We start from the raw sequence: 16,386 nt of genomic DNA, 5'->3' as shown, positions 1-16,386 counted from the left end.
CTCCAAGGTCAGGGCGCGAGGATCACCGAGCGCGTGAGGTGGCGCGGGCGGTCGGGGTTCAGTCCGCGGGATGCGGCGACGGCGACCGCGAGCCGGTGGACGCGGACGAGTTCGGCGAGTGGGTCCAGGGCCCCGGCGATCCACAACGCCCCCGTACCGCCCACCTGTTCGGCGAGTCCCTCCGGCGGGTCGCCCAGCATCCAGGTCGCCGTGCCACGGGTGCTGACGCTGATGGGGCCGTGCCGGTACTCCATGGCCGGGTAGGCCTCCGCCCAGGCCAGGGCGGCCTCGCGCATCTTCAGCCCGGCCTCACTGGCCAGACCGACGGTCCAGCCGCTCCCCAGGAAGGTGAACTGCCCGCACTCCACCAGCCCTTCGGGCAGCGGCTCCGCCAGGGCGGTGCGCGCGTCGGGGACGGCGGTGCCGGGGTGGAGGCCGAGGTGGGCGCGGAGCAGGGTGAGGGCCGTGGTCGCGAACCGGGTCTGGACGACGGAGCGTTCGTCCGCGAAGTCCAGGACGGCGAGTTCGTCGGCGGCTTTCCGCACGGGGGTGCCCGGGTCGGCGGTGATCGCGGTGGTGCGGGTGCCGCCCTTCAACCGGACCAGCAGATCCAGGACTTCGGTCGTGGTGCCGGAGCGTGTGAGGGCGACGACCCGGTCGTAGCGGCGGCCGTGGGGGAACTCGGATGCGGCGAACGCGTCGGTCTCGCCCTGGCCCGCGCACTCGCGCAGGGCCGCGGCGGCCTGCGCCATGAAGTACGAGGTGCCGCAGCCGACGATCGCCACCCGCTCCCCCGGCACCGGCAGCACCTCGGCGAAGCGGGGCGCCTCCGACGCGGCACGTGCCCAGCACTCGGGCTGGCTGGTCAGCTCGTCCTCGACATGCGTCATACCGCACCCTCCGCTCTGATTTTTCATGCAATCTATCGCCAGTTTTCGAGCAGTATCAAGCATTCAGGCGGATCGGGGTGCGTTAGGGTCGCCCGGAGATCGAGACGTGGAGGTGCGGATGTCGCGCGACGCCCGCTGGAAGGCGCTGCTGGAACTGCTCGTGGAGCGCGGCCGGCTGGAGGTCGAGGACGCGGCGGCCGAGCTCGGGGTGTCGGCGGCGACGATCCGCCGTGACTTCGACGGGCTCGCCGAGCAGCAGATGCTGGTGCGCACCCGGGGTGGCGCGGTCGTGCACGGCGTGTCGTACGAGCTGCCGCTGCGCTACAAGACGGCCCGCCGCGCCTCCGAGAAGCAGCGCATCGCCAAGGCGGTGGCGGATCTGGTGGCGCCGGGTGAGGCGGTCGGACTGACCGGTGGGACCACCACGACCGAGGTGGCGCGGGCCCTGGCGGTGCGCGGGGATCTGGCGTCCGGGTCGCCCGCGCTGACCGTCGTGACGAATGCTCTGAACATCGCCAACGAGCTGGCGGTGCGGCCGCAGTTCAAGATCGTGCTGACCGGTGGGGTGGCGCGGGCACAGTCGTACGAGCTGGTCGGGCCGCTGGCGGACGGGGTGCTCGGGCAGATCACCGTCGACGTGGCGGTGCTCGGTGTCGTCGCCTTCGACGTGACGCACGGTGCGGCGGCGCACGACGAGGAGGAGGCGGCGATCAACCGGCTGTTGTGCGAGCGGGCGGAGCGGGTGGTGGTGGCCGCCGACTCCAGCAAGCTCGGGCAGCGGGCGTTCGCCCGGATCTGCGCGGCCGACGCCGTGGACACGCTGGTCACGGACACGGCGGCCGACGCGGAGACGGTGCGGCGCTTCGAGGAGGCCGGGCTGCGGGTGGTCACGGTCTGACGGCGGATGTCACCTCGGGGCCGCAGGCCGTCCTGGCTCCGGCGACGCGGCCGGGCAGCGCTATCGTCGCGGCCCCACGGCAGGACGTCACGGCCGGGCGGCGGGGCGCGCCGGGAGCCCCGGCCGGACAGCACGTCGCCCGGCCCCTCGGCGGCGGTCCGCCGGCGGCTCTAGGCTGGGGCTGGGGCGCCTACCGGGGCAGGGAGGCTGTCATGGGCGAGACGGCACAGGACCGGGGCGTGCCGGGCGGCCGACGGTACGTACCGATCGCCGAGCACGGGCTGATCGGTGACCTGCGCAGTGTGGCCCTGGTGGGGACCGACGGCACGATCGACTGGTACTGCTGCCCGGCCTTCGACGCGCCGAGCGTGTTCGCCTCGATCCTGGACGCGGAGCGCGGCGGCGGTTTCGAACTGGCGGCATCGGTGCCGGCGCGGACCAAGCAGTTCTACTTCCCCGACACCAACGTGCTGATCACCCGGTTCTTCACCGAGGACGGGGTCGGTGAGGTGCAGGACTTCATGCCGGTCGGCGGCGGGCCGGCCGAGGCCGAGCGGCACCGGCTGATCCGGCGGGTGGTGTGCGTGCGCGGCTCGATCCCGTTCTGTACGCGGGTGGCGCCCCGGTTCGGCTACGGCGCCCTGCCGCACACCGTCCGGCTGACCGGCGACACCGCGGTCTTCGAGGCGGAAGGGCTGGCGCTCGCGCTGACCGCGACCGTGCCGCTGGAGGCCGACGGGCCGGACGTGCACGGCGACTTCAAGCTCTCCGAGGGCGAGTCGGCGGTGTTCGCGCTGGACAAGGTCGGCGGCGCCGTGACGCCCCGCCGGTGTGCGCACACGGAGGCGGAGGAGCAGTTCGCGGCGACGGTGGCGTACTGGCGGCGCTGGCTGTCGGCGTCCCGGTACAAGGGCCGCTGGCGGGAGATGGTGCACCGCTCGGCCCTGACGCTGAAGCTGCTCACGTACGCGCCGACCGGGGCGATCGTGGCCGCGCCGACGACCAGCCTGCCCGAGGAGCTGGGCGGCGAGCGCAACTGGGACTACCGGTACGTGTGGGTGCGCGACGCGGCGTTCTGCGTCTACGCCCTGCTGCGGCTGGGCTTCACCGGCGAGGCCGAGGGCTTCATGGATTTCGTGACCCGGCACATCAGCCCGGGCGACGGCAAGACCTCCGGCCCGCTGCAGATCATGTACGGCATCGACGGGCGCACCGAGCTGCCGGAGCGGGAGCTGGACCACCTGGAGGGCCATCACGGCTCCGCGCCGGTACGGGTCGGCAACGCGGCGGCCGACCAGCTGCAGCTCGACATCTACGGCGCGCTGATCGACTCCATCTACCTCTACGACAAGTGGGCCAAGCCCATCTCCAGCGGCCACTGGGACGACGTGTGCGCACTGGTGGACTGGGTGTGCGCGCACTGGGACCAGCCCGACGAGGGGATCTGGGAGACGCGGGGCGGGCGCAGGAACTTCCTGTACTCGCGGCTGATGTGCTGGGTGGCGATCGAGCGTGCCATCCGGATGGCCAACCGGCGCGGCCTGCCCGCCGACCTGCTGCGCTGGCGGGAGTGCCGCGACACGATCTACCGGCGGATCATGAGCCGGGGCTGGTCCGAGGAACGCCGGGCCTTCGTCCAGCACGAGGACGGTGACGTGCTGGACGCCGCCGTGCTGATGATGCCGCTGACGAAGTTCATCGCCCCCACCGATCCGAAGTGGCTGTCGACGCTGGACGTGCTCACCGAGGAACTGGTGTCCGACTCGCTGGTCTACCGCTACGACCCCCGGTCGAGCCCCGACGGGCTGCGCGGCGACGAGGGCACGTTCTCCATCTGCTCGTTCTGGTACGTCGAGGCGATGGTGCACGCCGGCCGGATCGACGAGGCGCGCCTCGCCTTCGAGAAGATGCTGACGTACGCCAACCACCTCGGCCTGTACGCCGAGGAGATCAGCCACACCGGGGAGCAGCAGGGCAACTTCCCGCAGGCGTTCACGCACCTCGCGCTGATCAGCGCGGCGTTCAACCTGGACCGTGCGCTCGGCTGAGCACTCAGTACCCGTGGCCGTCGTCCACATGCCCCTCGGGGGTACCGGCATCGGCCGCCGCTCCACCGGCCCGGACGGTGAAGGCCGCCGTGCGGACCTTGCCGTCGTGCTGGAAGTCGAGGAACAGGCGGTAGGAGCCGGAGCTGGGTGCCGTGGCCGTGAACGAGATGTCCGGGCCGGGCCTGGTGGTGCCGTCGCCGGGTTCGCCGTTCGGGTGGACGTGCAGATAGGCGAGGTCGCCGGAGCGCAGGGCGACCAGATGGCCGTAGGCGCCGAGGTAGGGCTGGAGGTCGGTGACGGGCTTGCCGTCGCGGGAGACCTTCAGCTTCAGTTCACCCGCCTTGCCCGGGCTCAGGGCGCCGGACAACTGCACGTCGTAGCCGTCGACCCGGGCGGTGGTGCTCGCCGGCGGCAGTCGGCGGGCCTCGTACGGGCCGGAGGCGGCGAGGTCCGCGCCGAGGGTGAGGTTCCCGGCGTCCTTCTGGGCCGGGGTGAAGTCGGCGAAGACGCGGTAGCCGCCCGCGCGGGGCAGGTCCACGGGGGTGCTCCAGGTGCCGTCGGCGGCTCGGGTGGGGTGCAGATGGCGGTAGGTGACCAGGTCGCGTGAGGCCACGATGAGGTGGAGTTCCTTGTCGTGCTCGCGCCGGTAGTCGGTGACCGCGCGGCCGCCGGCGTCCCGGACGGTGAAGCGCAGGCCGGTCTGCTGCCCCGCGGTGACGCGCGGGGTCTGGAGATCGAGCGTGTAGCCGCCTTCGGAGATCTGCAGTCCGCCGGCGGGGGGCGTGTCGTGTCCGGTGTGGCCGCCGCCCTGCTCCGGCTCCGGCGCGGGCCGGGTGTGTTCGTTCTCGTGCTTCGGAGGGCTGTCGGCGACGACGGGGCCGACGCCCTGTCCGACGCCGTAGGCCGCGCCGAAGGTCGCTGCCAGGGCGGCGGCGAAGGTGGTGATCCTCAGTCCGGTGTTCATGGCCGTCGGCTCCTTCAGATACCGGGCCTCCCGCTCGTATGCGGGGCCTCCATGCATGTCACCATACCCCTAGGGGGTATCGAGTCAAGTCGTTCTCGCGCTTGCATCGTATACCCCTCAGGGGTATACATGAAGTCGGTGGGGATACCCCCGCCCCGTATTCTCCGCATCTGTTGGATCACCCAGAGGAGGCACCCGATGCCCGCTACGACCTACGCCGTCTCCGGAATGTCCTGCGGCCACTGCGAGGCCACGCTGACCAAGGTCATCGGAGAGCTGGACGGCGTCAGCGGTGTCGAGGTCGACCTCGGCAGCGGCCATGTCACCGTCACCAGCGCCGCCGGGCCCGACGACGCCGCGATCGCGGAGGCCGTCGACGAGGCCGGCTACGAGCTGACCGGGAGGGTCTGAGCCATGAGTACCGGTACGACGACCGGCCCGGACGCCGAGGTGGAACTCGCCATCGGCGGCATGACCTGCGCCTCCTGCGCGGCGCGCATCGAGAGGAAACTCAACCGCATGGACGGTGTCACCGCCACCGTCAACTACGCGACGGAGAAGGCCAAGGTCAGCTACTCCGGTGAGGTCTCCGTCAGCGACCTCATCGCCACCGTCGAGGCGACCGGGTACACCGCGCAGGAGCCCGCTCCCCCTGCCGAGCAGACCGACGCGGGCGAGGAAGCCGACGAACTGCGGCCGCTGCGCGAGCGGTTGATCACGGCCGTGGTGCTCGCGGTTCCCGTCGCGGCCATGGCGATGATCCCGGCGCTGCAGTTCGAGTACTGGCAGTGGCTGTCGCTCACGCTGGCCGCGCCCGTCGTGACGTACGCGGCGTGGCCCTTCCACAAGGCGGCGTTCACCAACGCTCGGCACGGCGCGGCCACCATGGACACGCTGATCTCGGTGGGCATCTCGGCCGCGTTCCTGTGGTCGCTGTGGGCGCTGTTCTTCGGCACCGCGGGCACACCGGGCATGACGCACCCCTTCGAGCTGACCATCGAGCGCACGGACGGCGCCGGGAACATCTACCTGGAGGCCGCCGCGGGCGTGACCGCCTTCATCCTGGCCGGGCGGTACTTCGAGGCCCGCGCCAAGCGCAAGGCGGGCGCGGCGCTGCGGGCGCTGCTGGAGCTGGGCGCGAAGGACGTCACGGTGCTGCGCGCCGACGGCAGCGAACAGACCGTCCCGGTCGAGGAGTTGAAGGCCGGTGACCGCTTCCTGGTCCGGCCCGGCGAGAAGATCGCGACGGACGGGACCGTCGAAGAGGGTTCCTCCGCCGTGGACGCCTCGATGCTCACCGGGGAGTCCGTACCGGTGGAGGTGGGCTCGGGCGACCCGGTCACCGGCGCCACGATCAACGTCGGCGGGCGGCTCGTCGTGCGTGCCACGCGGGTCGGTGCCGACACGCAGCTGGCCCGGATGGCCCGGCTGGTGGAGGACGCGCAGAACGGCAAGGCCGCCGCACAGCGGCTCGCGGACCGGATCTCCGCCGTGTTCGTGCCGGTGGTGATCGCCCTCGCGCTGGGCACCCTGGGCTTCTGGCTGGGCAACGGCGTCGGTCTGACGGCCGCCTTCACCGCGGCGGTCGCCGTGCTCGTCATCGCCTGCCCCTGCGCCCTGGGTCTGGCGACGCCGACCGCGCTGATGGTGGGCACCGGGCGCGGCGCCCAGCTCGGCATCCTCATCAAGGGCCCGGAGGTCCTGGAGTCCACGCGCCGGGTCGACACCGTCGTCCTCGACAAGACCGGCACGGTCACGACCGGCCGTATGACACTGCTGGCCGTGCACACCGCGGAGGGCACGGACGAGGCCGAAGTGCTGCGGCTGGCCGGGGCGTTGGAGCATGCCTCCGAGCACCCGATCGCCCGGGCGGTCGCCGACGGGGCGCTGGACAAGCTGGGTGCGCTGCCGACGCCCGAGGACTTCGCCAACGTGCCCGGGCTCGGCGTTCAGGGCGTCGTCGAGGGCCACGCGGTGCTCGTCGGGCGGGAGCGGCTGCTGGCCGACTGGGCGATGGAGCTTCCCGAGGGCCTGGCCCGGGCCAGGGCTGCGGCCGAGGACGCCGGGCGCACGGCCATCGCGGTCGCGTGGGACGGCGAGGCCCGTGCGGTGCTGGAGGTGGCCGACGCGGTGAAGGACACGAGCGCGGAGGCGGTCGGCCGGCTGCGGGCGCTCGGCCTGACTCCGATCCTGCTGACCGGTGACAACGAGGCGGTGGCCCGGTCCGTCGCCCGCGAGGTGGGCATCGAGGAGGTCATCGCCGAGGTGCTCCCACAGGACAAGGTCGACGTCGTCAAGGGGCTCCAGGCCGAGGGCCGGTCGGTGGCGATGGTCGGGGACGGTGTCAACGACGCGGCGGCCCTCGCCCAGGCCGACCTGGGCCTCGCCATGGGCACCGGCACGGACGCCGCGATCGAGGCCGGCGACCTGACCCTCGTCCGGGGCGACCTGCGAGCCGCGGCGGACGCCATCCGGCTCGCCCGCCGCACGCTCGGCACCATCCGCTCGAACCTGTTCTGGGCCTTCGCCTACAACGTGGCCGCCCTGCCGCTGGCCGCCTCCGGCCTGCTCACCCCGATGATCGCCGGGGCGGCGATGGCCTTCTCGTCGGTCTTCGTGGTCGGCAACTCGCTGCGGCTGCGCACCTTCCGGGCCGCCGGCTGAGGCGCCGGCGGGTCAGCGGTGGCGCCACACCAGCGTGTAGCGCCAGAGCAGACGGCGGCGCAGGCGTGCGCCGGGGAGGACAGCCCGGGCCTCGCGCACGATCTCGGTGAAGGACAGGTCCGCCGGACGGGTGCGGGCGGTCATCGAGACGGAGCGGGGCGCCGGGCGGCCCCGGTTCTTCAGCAACGCCATGACGATGTTGAGCGGGATCGACGCGATGCCGAGCAGACGGTCGACGGACGTCCGCTCCCGGGCCACGCCGACGATCACCAGGGTGCCGCCGGGGGCCAGATGGTCGCGGAAGGTCCTGAGGGCCCGGGTGAAGGGCAGATGGTGGACGACGGCGACGCAGGTGATGACGTCGTACGACTGATCACCGAGCCCGGTCAGCGCGTCGGCCGCCGTGTACGTCACCGGGGCCGCAGCGGGCGTCAGCTCCCGCGCCCGGGCCGTGATCTCCGGATCGGCGTCGATCCCGTGCACGAGCTGGGCCCGGCCGGCCAGCAGCCGGGCCAGGTCGCCGCTGCCGCATCCCACGTCCAGGACGCTGCCCGCCCCCTCGGGGAACTGCCGCAGGATCCAGCGGTGGAAGTGGGCGTTGTGATCCCAGGGGCGGGCGGCGTGGAAACGCTCGAGTGCGCGCAGCACCCGGCGGGGCGGGGGTGACATGCGTTCAGTGTCCCGGCTCACCGGGGTGGCCGTCCGCCGTCCGGGCACCCGGGAGGTACCGGCTCGCAGGGGCGCCGAGCGTGCGCCGGGCGTGAGCCGGTACCGTGCTGAGAAGGCCATTGCGGGGAGAAGCACATGACGGATCCGACGACCACAGACGCGGACGCCCCCCGTCCGCTCCAGAACACCCGGGACTCCGCGAGCGGACGCGGCCGGCTCCTGGGTGCCGTGTTCGGCGATCTCAGGGCCGTGGACGGCGCCCTGTACGCGGCGGTGGCCGCCACCCCGACGCCGACCCTGGACCGGACGCTGCGCCACCTGTCCCACGCGGCCGACCACTCCAAGATCTCGTTCGCCATCGCCGCCGCCCTGGCCCTGAGCGGAAAGCGGCCGCGCAAGGCCGCCCTCGTCGGCGTAGGCGCGATCGCCGTGGCATCGGCCTCCGCCAACCTGCTCGGCAAGCGCCTGGTGCGCCGGGCCAGGCCCGACCGGGAAGCGGCCCGGGTGACGGTGGACCGGCACGTCCGGATGCCGACCTCGGCCTCGTTCCCGTCCGGGCACACGGCGTCGGCGGTCGCGTTCGCCACCGCCGTCGGGGTGGTCCTGCCTCCCGCGGCGGTACCGCTCGGGGCGCTGGCGAGCGCCGTGGGCTACTCCCGTGTCCACACGGGCGTGCACTACCCGGGCGACGTGGCGGCAGGCGCGGTCCTCGGCATCGCGAGCGCGGCGGCGGCCCTGGCGGCGGCAGCGGCCACCCCCTCGGCGAGGACACAGGCCCTCCTCACGGCGGCGCGTTCCTGGCCGCGGATCAGCATCGGCGGCGCCCTGCGCCGGTAGGTCGAAGGCCGGCCGGGCGAGCGGGGGCCAGCCCCCGCCCGCCCGGCACCCTCGCGCTGACGAACGTCAGCCGAAGATCTTGACGGCCTTGCGCCGAACTCCTGGCCACTGAAGGAGAACGGCCGCCGACCGGCGTGCGGGCGCCCTGCGCCGGTAGGTCATGGGCCGACCGGGCACGGGGACTCCGTCCCGCCACCCGTCAACCCCCGTACTGACAAACCGTCAGCCGAAGACCTTGGCGGCCTTGCGCCGCACTCCTGGCTATCGAAGGAGCACGGCAGCGTCACCGCCGTACGTCGACGGCGGTGAGCGCCAGGGCCAGCGGCCCGGGGGCGAGGAAGGCCAGCGGCACCAGCATCCAGGCACACAGCGCGGCCGTCGCCACGGCGAGCAGCACCAGGCCACTGCCGCCGATGTCCGCCACGGCGTCCTGCCCCGCCCCGCGCACCGCCGCGCGCCAGTCCGTGAGCGACTCGGGGCGCCCGCAGGCGCGCAGGCCGACCACCGCCGCGCACACGCCGATCACCGCGGCGGCCACCGCGAACAGCGGCGCCCCCGGCAGCCCGGCCCCGGCCAGCGCCAGGTCGGCCGCGAACAGCAGCAGACCCGCCAGGGCGGCGGCTCCCGCCACCAGGTCGCCGACGCGCAACCTCCGTCGCAGCAGGGCGAAGTACCGCCCCGCCGTGACGGGCCGGTCCTGTCCCGCCCCGCGCAGCACGGCGCACGCCGTCGACAGCGCGGCCGGGGCCGTGACCAGGGGCAGGCAGGCCGCCGCCGTGGCGAGTCCGACGCTCAGCACGTCGGCGAACAGGGACATGCGCGGGCCGAACACCTCACCCGCCTCGCGTGTGGGCATCCCGCTCACCCCTTGACTCCGGAGCTGGCCATGCCCTCCACCAGGAACCGCTGGAAGGCGAGGAAGAACAGCACGATCGGCAGCAGCGCGATCACCGACAGGGCGAACATCGGGCCGAAGGCGGAGGTGCTGGAGGCGTCCACGAAGGAGCGCAGCGCGAGGGTGAGGGTGAACTTGTCCGGGTCGAAGAGGTAGATGAGCTGGGTGAAGAAGTCGTTCCAGGTCCAGATGAACGTGAAGATGGCCGTGGTGATCAGGGCCGGCCGGGTCAGCGGCAGCACCACCTGGAAGAAGCTGCGGAAGGGCCCGCAACCGTCGATCCGGGCCGCCTCCTCCAGCTCGCGCGGCAGGCCGCGCATGAACTGCACGATGAGGAAGACGAAGAACGCCTCGGTGGCGAGGAACTTCGGCAGGATCAGCGGCCAGTAGGTGTTCACCAGGCCGAGCTGGTTGAAGATGATGTACTGCGGGATCAGCACCGCGTGGTGCGGCAGCATGATCGTGGCGATCATGAAGGCGAACAGCGGCCCGCGGAAGCGGAACCTGAGGCGCGCGAAGGCGTAGGCGGCGAGCGAGCAGCTGATGACGTTGCCGAGGACCGCGCCGCCCGCGATCAGCAGGGAGTTGCCGAGCAGCCGCCAGATGGAGACGTCGTTGACGCCGTCCAGGGCGGTGGAGTAGTTCGACCACTCCAGGTGACTGGGCAACAGGTCGAGGCTGGCGATGACCTCGTCGGCGGGCTTGAGCGAGGTGGCCAGCAACCAGGCCAGGGGGTACAGCATGACCAGCAGGGCGGCCAGGCAGCCCGCGTGCAGGGCGACGCGGCCCCACCGAACGGGCTTGTGAGCAGCAGTCGTGGAGGTCACCGGTCCCCCTCGGAGGCGTAGAAGACCCAGGAGCGCGAGGTGCGGAACAGCACCGCGGTGACGACGCCGATCACGAGGAGCAGCACCCAGGCCATGGCGGAGGCGTAGCCCATGTGGGAGGCGACGAAGCCGCGGTCGTAGAGGTACATGGTGTAGACGAGGGTCGAGTCGGCCGGTCCGCCCTTGCCCGCGCTGACCGCGAAGGCGGGGGTGAACACCTGGAAGGCCTGGATGGTCTGCAGGACGAGGTTGAAGAACAGCACCGGGGACAGCATCGGCACGGTGACGGACAGGAACTGCCGCCATTTCCCGGCCCCGTCGACCGCAGCCGCCTCGTACAGCTCGGCGGGGATCTGCTGGAGCCCGGCGAGGAAGATGACCATCGGCGCCCCGAACTGCCACACCGTCAGCAGCGCGACGGCCAGCAGCGCCCAGCCGGGCTTGTTGACCCAGCCGCCGGTGCCCAGCAGGTTGTCCACGGTGCCGCCGTCGTTGAAGACCGCCCGCCAGACGAGCGCGATGGACATCGACGCGCCGAGCAGGGACGGTGCGTAGAACGCGGAGCGGTAGAAACCCTTGCCGCGCTTCATGCCCTTCAGGGCCAGCGCGACGACGAGGGCGAGGGCGAGTTGCAGGGGCACGGCGACGACGACGTACGTCAGGGTCGTCACGACCGAACGCCAGTAGCGGGGGTCCTCGGTGAACATCTGCGCGTAGTTGCGCAGGCCGACCCACTTCGGCGGATTGAACAGGTCGTAGTCGGTGAACGACAGGTACAGCGACACGGCCATCGGCAGCAGCGTCAGGACGATCGCGCCGAGCACCCAGGGCGAGAGGAACACCCAGGCGGCGCCCTCGCGTTCGCACCTGGGGCGGCGCTTCGGGGCGGCGGCGGGGGCGCGCTCCGCCTGCGCGGGGATCGCGGTGGTGGTCATGACCTCAGCTCCGCCTTCGCCTCGGTGACGTAGTTCTCGGCCGCCTCGCGGGGCGACATGCGCGCGTAGGACACCTGGTCGTAGTCGCGCTGGAAGGTGCTCTGCAGGGCGTTGTCGCCCGAGGGCGGCGCCTGGGGCGGGTCCTTGAGCTTGCCTTCCAGGGATGCCTGGTAGTCGGCGATGGTCTTGTCGAAGTCCTTCAGCTGCGGGCCGGTCTCGTCGCGGATGGTCTCGTTGACGGGGATCCCGCGGCTCGCGCCGAGGATCCTCGCGGCCTCCCGGTCGTTGATCATGAAGTCGACGAGCTGCGCCGCCTCCTCGGGATGGCCGGTGTTCGCCGAGACGCCGAGGAACATCGACGGCTTGAAGTACTGGCCGGGTGTGCCGTCCTCACCGGACGGCATGGGCGCCAGGGCGACGCCGGTCGGTATCAGGGCGAGGAAGCCGCTGGCCGGGGCGTCCCAGTTGGCGTCGGTGACGGACGTGCCGCGCCCCAGCGGGGTGTTCTCGACCGAGCCGTCGAGCTGGGTCGTCTGCTCGGCGGGCGAGACGGCGCCCTCGCGGCGCAGCCGGTCGGTGAAGGTCCACCAGCGCGTGAGGTCGCCGGCGGTGAAGCCCAGCCCTCCGCGCTCGGTGTAGAGGGACTTGCCCTGGCCGCGCAGCCAGACCTCGAAGGCGTCCTCGCTCTGGCCGGGGTCGGTCGCCCCCGGCTTGCCGGTCTTCCTGGCGAGGGCGCGCATGGTGTCCGCCCACTGGCTCCAGGTCCAGCTCTCGCCGGGCAGCGGCACGCCCGACTTCTTCCAGGTCTGCACGTCGTAGGCGACGGTCTCGGTGCCGCGGCCCTGCGGTATCGCGTACTGGACGTCGTCGACGCGGCCGGTGGCGAGCAGGCCCCGGTCGATCTCGGAGGTGCGCAGGACGGACTTCTGTTTCGCCAGGTCGAGCAGGACGCCGCCGGAGGCGTACTGGTCGATCTGGCGGTAGTCCAGCTGCATCACGTCGGGGGCGTCGCCGCCGGCGGCCTGGGTGGCGAGCTTCTGCTTGTAGGCGTCGTAGCCGGAGAACGACGTCGTCACGTCGACGTCCGGGTGCTGTTCCTCGAACAGCGCGACGGCCCGCTCGGTGCGTTCCGCGCGGTCGGGGTTGCCCCACCACGTGTAGCGCAGCACGACCTTGCCGCCGCCGGCGGACTCCCCGGGCCCTCCGCAGCCCGCCAGCACGGCGCACAGCGCCAGTGCGGCGGCCGACGCGCAGAACCCCTTCGTCCTGTGTCCGGGCATGCCGGGGTCACTCCTCTCGACGGAGTTTCGGTTGAGCCCCCCTCAGTCCCCCCTCAGTCCCCCTGCCGCTACTCCCCCTGGTACGGCAGCGTGGTGCCCGGCAGCGCGTACTCGTCGCGCCGGCCGCACATGCCGAAGCCGCCGAGCCGGGTGGGCGCGGCCTCGTGGGCGGTGGCCTCGCCGAGGTAGGCGGGCTCCCCCTCGGCCAGGGCGTCGAGCTGGGCGCCGGTGCGCTGCGCGGTGGCCAGGGCGCCCTCCCGCCACAGGGCCTGCCAGGTGGGCACCTTGTCGCGCACGATCCGTGCGGCGGCCCGCTGGAACTCCAGGTACGGGCGGTCGTCGCCGGCGACGAGGGCCTCGCGCAGCCCCAGGTAGCCCTCGACGGCGAGGTCCCTGCGGCGCCGGGCGGCCGCCTCCGTCTCCGGTCCGGTGCCGGGCGGCAGACTCGCCGCTGCGGCGTACCGGTCGGGGTCGGCGAGCACCTCGGGCGGGAAGGTGAACACGGCGTCCCCCGCCTCGGGCAGGCCGCTGTTCTGCATCAGCACGGTGATGCGCAGATCGCCGCCCTGCACCATGCGGTGCACGGTGCCCGGCGTGAACCAGGCGATCGAGCCGGCTTCGAGGGGGATGTCCCGGTAGCCGTCGGGGCTGAGCGTCTGGACCGCGCCCCGGCCGCCGGTGACGACGTACGCCTCCGTGCACACCAGGTGCAGGTGCGGGCTGCCGCCGCAGACGCCGTCGGCGGCCTCCCAGTCGTAGGCGCTGAGGTGGGAGAGGCCGATCGCGCCCGGCAGCGGGTGCGGAAGCCCTGCCGGCTCGGGTTCGCTCACCACGCCAGGCCCTCCAGGTGCGTGCCGACCCGGTCGCGGTCCCAGGCACCGTCGGCGACGACGATGCGGTACCGGTATCCGAAGGACTCGCCCGGCGGCAGCTCGAACTCCTCGAAGAACGCCCAGGAGAACGCGACCGTCGGGAAGGGCTCGGAGCGGACGAACCAGTGCGACTCGTGGACCGGGGAGGTCCCGTCGAGGTTCTCGGGCGCGTGCGCGAAGACCAGGGTGGAGTGGCCGTCGACGTCGTCGTGCTCGGTGGTGAAGGCGAGCCACGGGCCCTGGGTGCCCATCAGCTTGCCCGCGTCGGCGTCGGTGTCCGGGGCGAAGACCGTGCCGCCGGTGAAGTCGCGCGGGCCGCGCCACTGGAGTCCGGTGTAGCCGGCCATCTCACGGCCCGCGGTGGTCGGGGAGCCGAAGGCCAGGGGCTCGGAACGGGTGTTGGTGAGGCGGATCGACCAGTCCAGGGCCCAGGAACCGGCCTCCTCGTCCACCGAATGGACGGTCAGGCCGCGGACCTCGCGCGCCCACTCCGCGCCGCCGTTCTCGATCCACGTGAGGTTCTCGGTGAAGGCGAGGCGGTCGTCCTCGACGGTGAAGTCCGCGAAGCCGTCGTGCCGCATCGAGCCGACGCGCTCGGGCAGGGGGAGGTAGCCCTGGCCGTGGACGTAGCAGTTGCCGCCCCAGAAGTTCTGGCCGGACAGATGGCTCGCGGTCATCTGCAGGCCCTTGTGCCAGCGGTGGTCGTTCGGGCGGTAGCCGGTGACCGTGCGGCCCGAGAGGGTGCGCACGGGGTGGGCGTAGGGCTTGCGGGACTCGAAGGGGTCCGGGTCGGGGCGGTACACGTAGCGGAGGATCTCCGTGCCGCCTGCGGTGACGGCGATGTCCTCGCCGTGCGTGTGGGTGACGCGGATGGTCATGCGCGCTCCTTGGGGGCCCAGTCGGGGTACTCGCCGTGCATGGCCTCGTAGAAGGGGTCCCCGGGGCCGATCTCCCCCGCGTGCACCGAGCGGCCGGTGAACGCGGCCTTGTACAGGGCGGCGGCGAACTCCAGCGTGGCGCGGGCGTCGGGGCCGCTGCCCGGTGGCCGGGTGCCGGTGTCGTAGGCGTCGAGGAGTGCGCCCAGCTGGGCGGTGTGTGAGCTGGGCACGTCGGTGGCGGGGGTGCGCCAGCCGGTGGCGCGCTCGGAGGCGACGTGCGGGGCCGGGGTGTACGACCAGCTGTCGTTGGTGTGGCCGTACAGGTGGGTCAGCTCGACCGTGGCGTCCGCGCAGTCGATGCGGATGCGGCTCACCTCGTCCGGGGAGAGCACGCTGTTGACGACGGTGGCGAGGGCACCGCTCCGGAATCGCACCAGGGCGGTGGAGACGTCCTCGCTCTCGGTGTCGTGGACCAGGCGCGCGGCCATGGCCCTGATCTCCTCCCACTCGCCGAGCAGGTGCAGCAGCAGGTCGTACTGGTGGATGCCGTGGCCCATGGTCGGGCCGCCGCCCTCGCTGGCCCACTTCCCGCGCCACGGCACCGCGTAGTACGCGGCGTCCCGGTGCCAGGTGGTCTGGCAGTGCGCGACCAGCGGAGCTCCCAGCTCACCGCTCGTGATCAGCTCGCGGGCCTGCACGGCGCCGGATCCGTAGCGGTGCTGGAAGACGACCGCCGCGTACGCGCCGGAGGCCTCCTCGGCGGCGGCGATCTCGTCGTACTCGGCGAGCGACAGGGTGAGCGGCTTCTCGCACAGCACCCAGGCGCCCGCCTTCAGCGCGGCCACCGTCTGGTCGCGGTGCAGGGAGGGCGGTGTCCCGATGAGGACGAGGTCGGGGTGTACGGCGTCCAGCATCGCGTCCACCGAGGTGTACCCGGCGACCCGCTCACCGGCCAGCTCGCGGAAGGCGTCCAGGCGCTCCGGGTCCACGTCGACAGCGGCCACCAGTTCCACCCGGTCGGAGTGGGCCCGCAGCGCGGGCAGATGGCTGCCGCCGACGATGGCTCCGGTGCCGACGACGGCTACGCGGCGGCGGGTGGGGGACAAGGACATGCGGCGCTCCTCGGACGGCCGGCGGACACACGCTTGGAAAGCGCTTGCACTCGGAAAGGACCCTAGGCGCGAGAGAATGTCTGGACAACCCCCTGCAGCGACCTGCACAAGGTCTGCCCGCGCATTGTCCCAGCTTGAGGCGGAGATTCGGGTTGTTGCCCCCGCCATGGAAACGGCATGTCCCCGTCTCTTCCCGAGGGCCGGCCCCACCTCGGCCGGCTGCCGGCCGGAGTGCCCGGACGGGGGGCCGCTCCTGCCGTCCTGTCGCACGGCTCCCCTCCGGCAGCACGCAGACGGCGATCTGTGCGGCGACAACGCCGCGCCACGTGATCCCGGGGTGTACCGGCGGGACGTCCGGCGCACCCCGCCCAGGGGGCCCGCTCTTCGCGCCCGCCACCAGCAACCTCAAGCCTGATCTTCCTGGAGGGGGCCGACCGGCACGCGGGGTACGGGTCCTACGGGTCGGCGGGTGCCGACGACGCGGTCAACGCATACCCCGCGACGGGGGGCGTCCGGGTGCGGGACATCGACTGCGCGGCGCGCGGAGGGGCAGGGCCGCGCCACCCGATGCGCGACAGCAACCGGCCCGGATGGCCACCGCCCGCGGGGGGGGTGGC

General features: G+C 72.7%; 15 protein-coding genes. 5 read left to right on the top strand and 10 right to left on the bottom strand.

Features of this window, described 5'->3' with window-relative positions:
• Nucleotides 1-8: 8 nt before the first annotated feature.
• Nucleotides 9-890 (bottom strand): SIS domain-containing protein, encoded by an 882-nt coding sequence (locus tag ACFU3E_RS34165; protein WP_384167302.1) that lies wholly within the window; start codon nt 888-890, stop codon nt 9-11.
• A gap of 118 nt (nt 891-1,008) precedes the next feature.
• Here ACFU3E_RS34165 and ACFU3E_RS34160 point away from each other — a divergent pair, with 118 nt between their 5' ends.
• Both ACFU3E_RS34160 and ACFU3E_RS34155 read left to right on the top strand, forming a co-directional pair.
• Nucleotides 1,009-1,788 carry a DeoR/GlpR family DNA-binding transcription regulator gene (locus ACFU3E_RS34160; protein ID WP_384167299.1) on the top strand — a complete coding sequence of 260 codons (780 nt, stop codon included), beginning with the start codon at nt 1,009-1,011 and terminating at the stop codon, nt 1,786-1,788.
• A gap of 212 nt (nt 1,789-2,000) precedes the next feature.
• The gene (locus tag ACFU3E_RS34155; protein WP_384167296.1) at nt 2,001-3,836 is read left to right on the top strand and encodes a glycoside hydrolase family 15 protein; all 1,836 of its coding nucleotides are present in this window, start codon (nt 2,001-2,003) and stop codon (nt 3,834-3,836) included.
• Between the two features lie 4 nt (nt 3,837-3,840).
• On the opposite strand, the gene ACFU3E_RS34150 is transcribed toward ACFU3E_RS34155, so the two are convergent.
• The gene (locus ACFU3E_RS34150; RefSeq protein WP_384167293.1) at nt 3,841-4,800 is read right to left on the bottom strand and encodes a hypothetical protein; all 960 of its coding nucleotides are present in this window, start codon (nt 4,798-4,800) and stop codon (nt 3,841-3,843) included.
• A gap of 198 nt (nt 4,801-4,998) precedes the next feature.
• Between ACFU3E_RS34150 and ACFU3E_RS34145 the strand changes: the two genes are divergently transcribed.
• A complete protein-coding gene (locus ACFU3E_RS34145) occupies nt 4,999-5,211 on the top strand; it encodes a heavy-metal-associated domain-containing protein (RefSeq protein WP_384167291.1) in 213 nt (70 codons plus the stop codon).
• 3 nt (nt 5,212-5,214) lie between these two features.
• Nucleotides 5,215-7,464: a heavy metal translocating P-type ATPase gene (locus tag ACFU3E_RS34140; RefSeq protein ID WP_384167288.1), complete on the top strand. Its 2,250-nt coding sequence runs from the start codon at nt 5,215-5,217 to the stop codon at nt 7,462-7,464.
• A gap of 12 nt (nt 7,465-7,476) precedes the next feature.
• Here the strand turns inward: ACFU3E_RS34140 and ACFU3E_RS34135 are convergent, their stop codons facing one another.
• Nucleotides 7,477-8,133 (bottom strand): class I SAM-dependent methyltransferase, encoded by a 657-nt coding sequence (locus ACFU3E_RS34135; protein ID WP_384167285.1) that lies wholly within the window; start codon nt 8,131-8,133, stop codon nt 7,477-7,479.
• A 135-nt stretch (nt 8,134-8,268) separates the two neighbouring features.
• On the opposite strand from ACFU3E_RS34135, the gene ACFU3E_RS34130 reads away from it, so the two are divergent.
• The gene (locus ACFU3E_RS34130) at nt 8,269-8,970 is read left to right on the top strand and encodes a phosphatase PAP2 family protein (protein WP_384167282.1); all 702 of its coding nucleotides are present in this window, start codon (nt 8,269-8,271) and stop codon (nt 8,968-8,970) included.
• Nucleotides 8,971-9,253: 283 nt separating this feature from the next.
• On the opposite strand, the gene ACFU3E_RS34125 is transcribed toward ACFU3E_RS34130, so the two are convergent.
• The 7 genes from ACFU3E_RS34125 to ACFU3E_RS34095 form a co-directional block, all read right to left on the bottom strand.
• Complete coding sequence (locus tag ACFU3E_RS34125; RefSeq protein WP_384167279.1) at nt 9,254-9,835, bottom strand: hypothetical protein; 582 nt, start codon at nt 9,833-9,835, stop codon at nt 9,254-9,256.
• On the bottom strand, nt 9,832-10,692 hold the full coding sequence (locus tag ACFU3E_RS34120; RefSeq protein WP_384167276.1) for a carbohydrate ABC transporter permease: 861 nt from the start codon (nt 10,690-10,692) through the stop codon (nt 9,832-9,834). The genes ACFU3E_RS34125 and ACFU3E_RS34120 overlap by 4 nt, the downstream gene beginning before the upstream one ends.
• Nucleotides 10,689-11,627 carry a carbohydrate ABC transporter permease gene (locus tag ACFU3E_RS34115; RefSeq protein WP_384167273.1) on the bottom strand — a complete coding sequence of 313 codons (939 nt, stop codon included), beginning with the start codon at nt 11,625-11,627 and terminating at the stop codon, nt 10,689-10,691. The genes ACFU3E_RS34120 and ACFU3E_RS34115 overlap by 4 nt, the downstream gene beginning before the upstream one ends.
• The gene (locus ACFU3E_RS34110) at nt 11,624-12,907 is read right to left on the bottom strand and encodes an ABC transporter substrate-binding protein (RefSeq protein ID WP_384167270.1); all 1,284 of its coding nucleotides are present in this window, start codon (nt 12,905-12,907) and stop codon (nt 11,624-11,626) included. The genes ACFU3E_RS34115 and ACFU3E_RS34110 overlap by 4 nt, the downstream gene beginning before the upstream one ends.
• A 68-nt stretch (nt 12,908-12,975) precedes the next feature.
• Nucleotides 12,976-13,740 (bottom strand): cupin, encoded by a 765-nt coding sequence (locus ACFU3E_RS34105; protein WP_384167267.1) that lies wholly within the window; start codon nt 13,738-13,740, stop codon nt 12,976-12,978.
• On the bottom strand, nt 13,734-14,657 hold the full coding sequence (locus ACFU3E_RS34100; RefSeq protein WP_384167264.1) for a PmoA family protein: 924 nt from the start codon (nt 14,655-14,657) through the stop codon (nt 13,734-13,736). Before ACFU3E_RS34100 ends, ACFU3E_RS34105 begins: the two co-directional genes overlap by 7 nt.
• A complete protein-coding gene (locus tag ACFU3E_RS34095) occupies nt 14,654-15,769 on the bottom strand; it encodes a Gfo/Idh/MocA family protein (protein WP_384167262.1) in 1,116 nt (371 codons plus the stop codon). Before ACFU3E_RS34095 ends, ACFU3E_RS34100 begins: the two co-directional genes overlap by 4 nt.
• Nucleotides 15,770-16,386 lie beyond the last annotated feature (617 nt).

It is taken from the genome of Streptomyces sp. NPDC057424 (genome assembly GCF_042803315.1).
Lineage (GTDB): Bacteria > Actinomycetota > Actinomycetes > Streptomycetales > Streptomycetaceae > Streptomyces.
This window is presented reverse-complemented; position numbering and strand designations above follow the sequence as displayed.

Excerpts from the sequence above, each read along its gene's own strand:
- ACFU3E_RS34110 (WP_384167270.1), bottom strand. The coding sequence starts at position 12,907 with ATGCCCGGACACAGGACGAAGGGGTTCTGCGCGTCGGCCGCCGCACTG.
- ACFU3E_RS34115 (WP_384167273.1), bottom strand. The coding sequence starts at position 11,627 with ATGACCACCACCGCGATCCCCGCGCAGGCGGAGCGCGCCCCCGCCGCC.
- ACFU3E_RS34135 (WP_384167285.1), bottom strand. The coding sequence starts at position 8,133 with ATGTCACCCCCGCCCCGCCGGGTGCTGCGCGCACTCGAGCGTTTCCAC.
- ACFU3E_RS34140 (WP_384167288.1), top strand. The coding sequence starts at position 5,215 with ATGAGTACCGGTACGACGACCGGCCCGGACGCCGAGGTGGAACTCGCC.
- ACFU3E_RS34150 (WP_384167293.1), bottom strand. The coding sequence starts at position 4,800 with ATGAACACCGGACTGAGGATCACCACCTTCGCCGCCGCCCTGGCAGCG.
- ACFU3E_RS34095 (WP_384167262.1), bottom strand. The coding sequence starts at position 15,769 with ATGTCCTTGTCCCCCACCCGCCGCCGCGTAGCCGTCGTCGGCACCGGA.
- ACFU3E_RS34130 (WP_384167282.1), top strand. The coding sequence starts at position 8,269 with ATGACGGATCCGACGACCACAGACGCGGACGCCCCCCGTCCGCTCCAG.
- ACFU3E_RS34145 (WP_384167291.1), top strand. The coding sequence starts at position 4,999 with ATGCCCGCTACGACCTACGCCGTCTCCGGAATGTCCTGCGGCCACTGC.
- ACFU3E_RS34100 (WP_384167264.1), bottom strand. The coding sequence starts at position 14,657 with ATGACCATCCGCGTCACCCACACGCACGGCGAGGACATCGCCGTCACC.
- ACFU3E_RS34160 (WP_384167299.1), top strand. The coding sequence starts at position 1,009 with ATGTCGCGCGACGCCCGCTGGAAGGCGCTGCTGGAACTGCTCGTGGAG.
- ACFU3E_RS34155 (WP_384167296.1), top strand. The coding sequence starts at position 2,001 with ATGGGCGAGACGGCACAGGACCGGGGCGTGCCGGGCGGCCGACGGTAC.
- ACFU3E_RS34165 (WP_384167302.1), bottom strand. The coding sequence starts at position 890 with ATGACGCATGTCGAGGACGAGCTGACCAGCCAGCCCGAGTGCTGGGCA.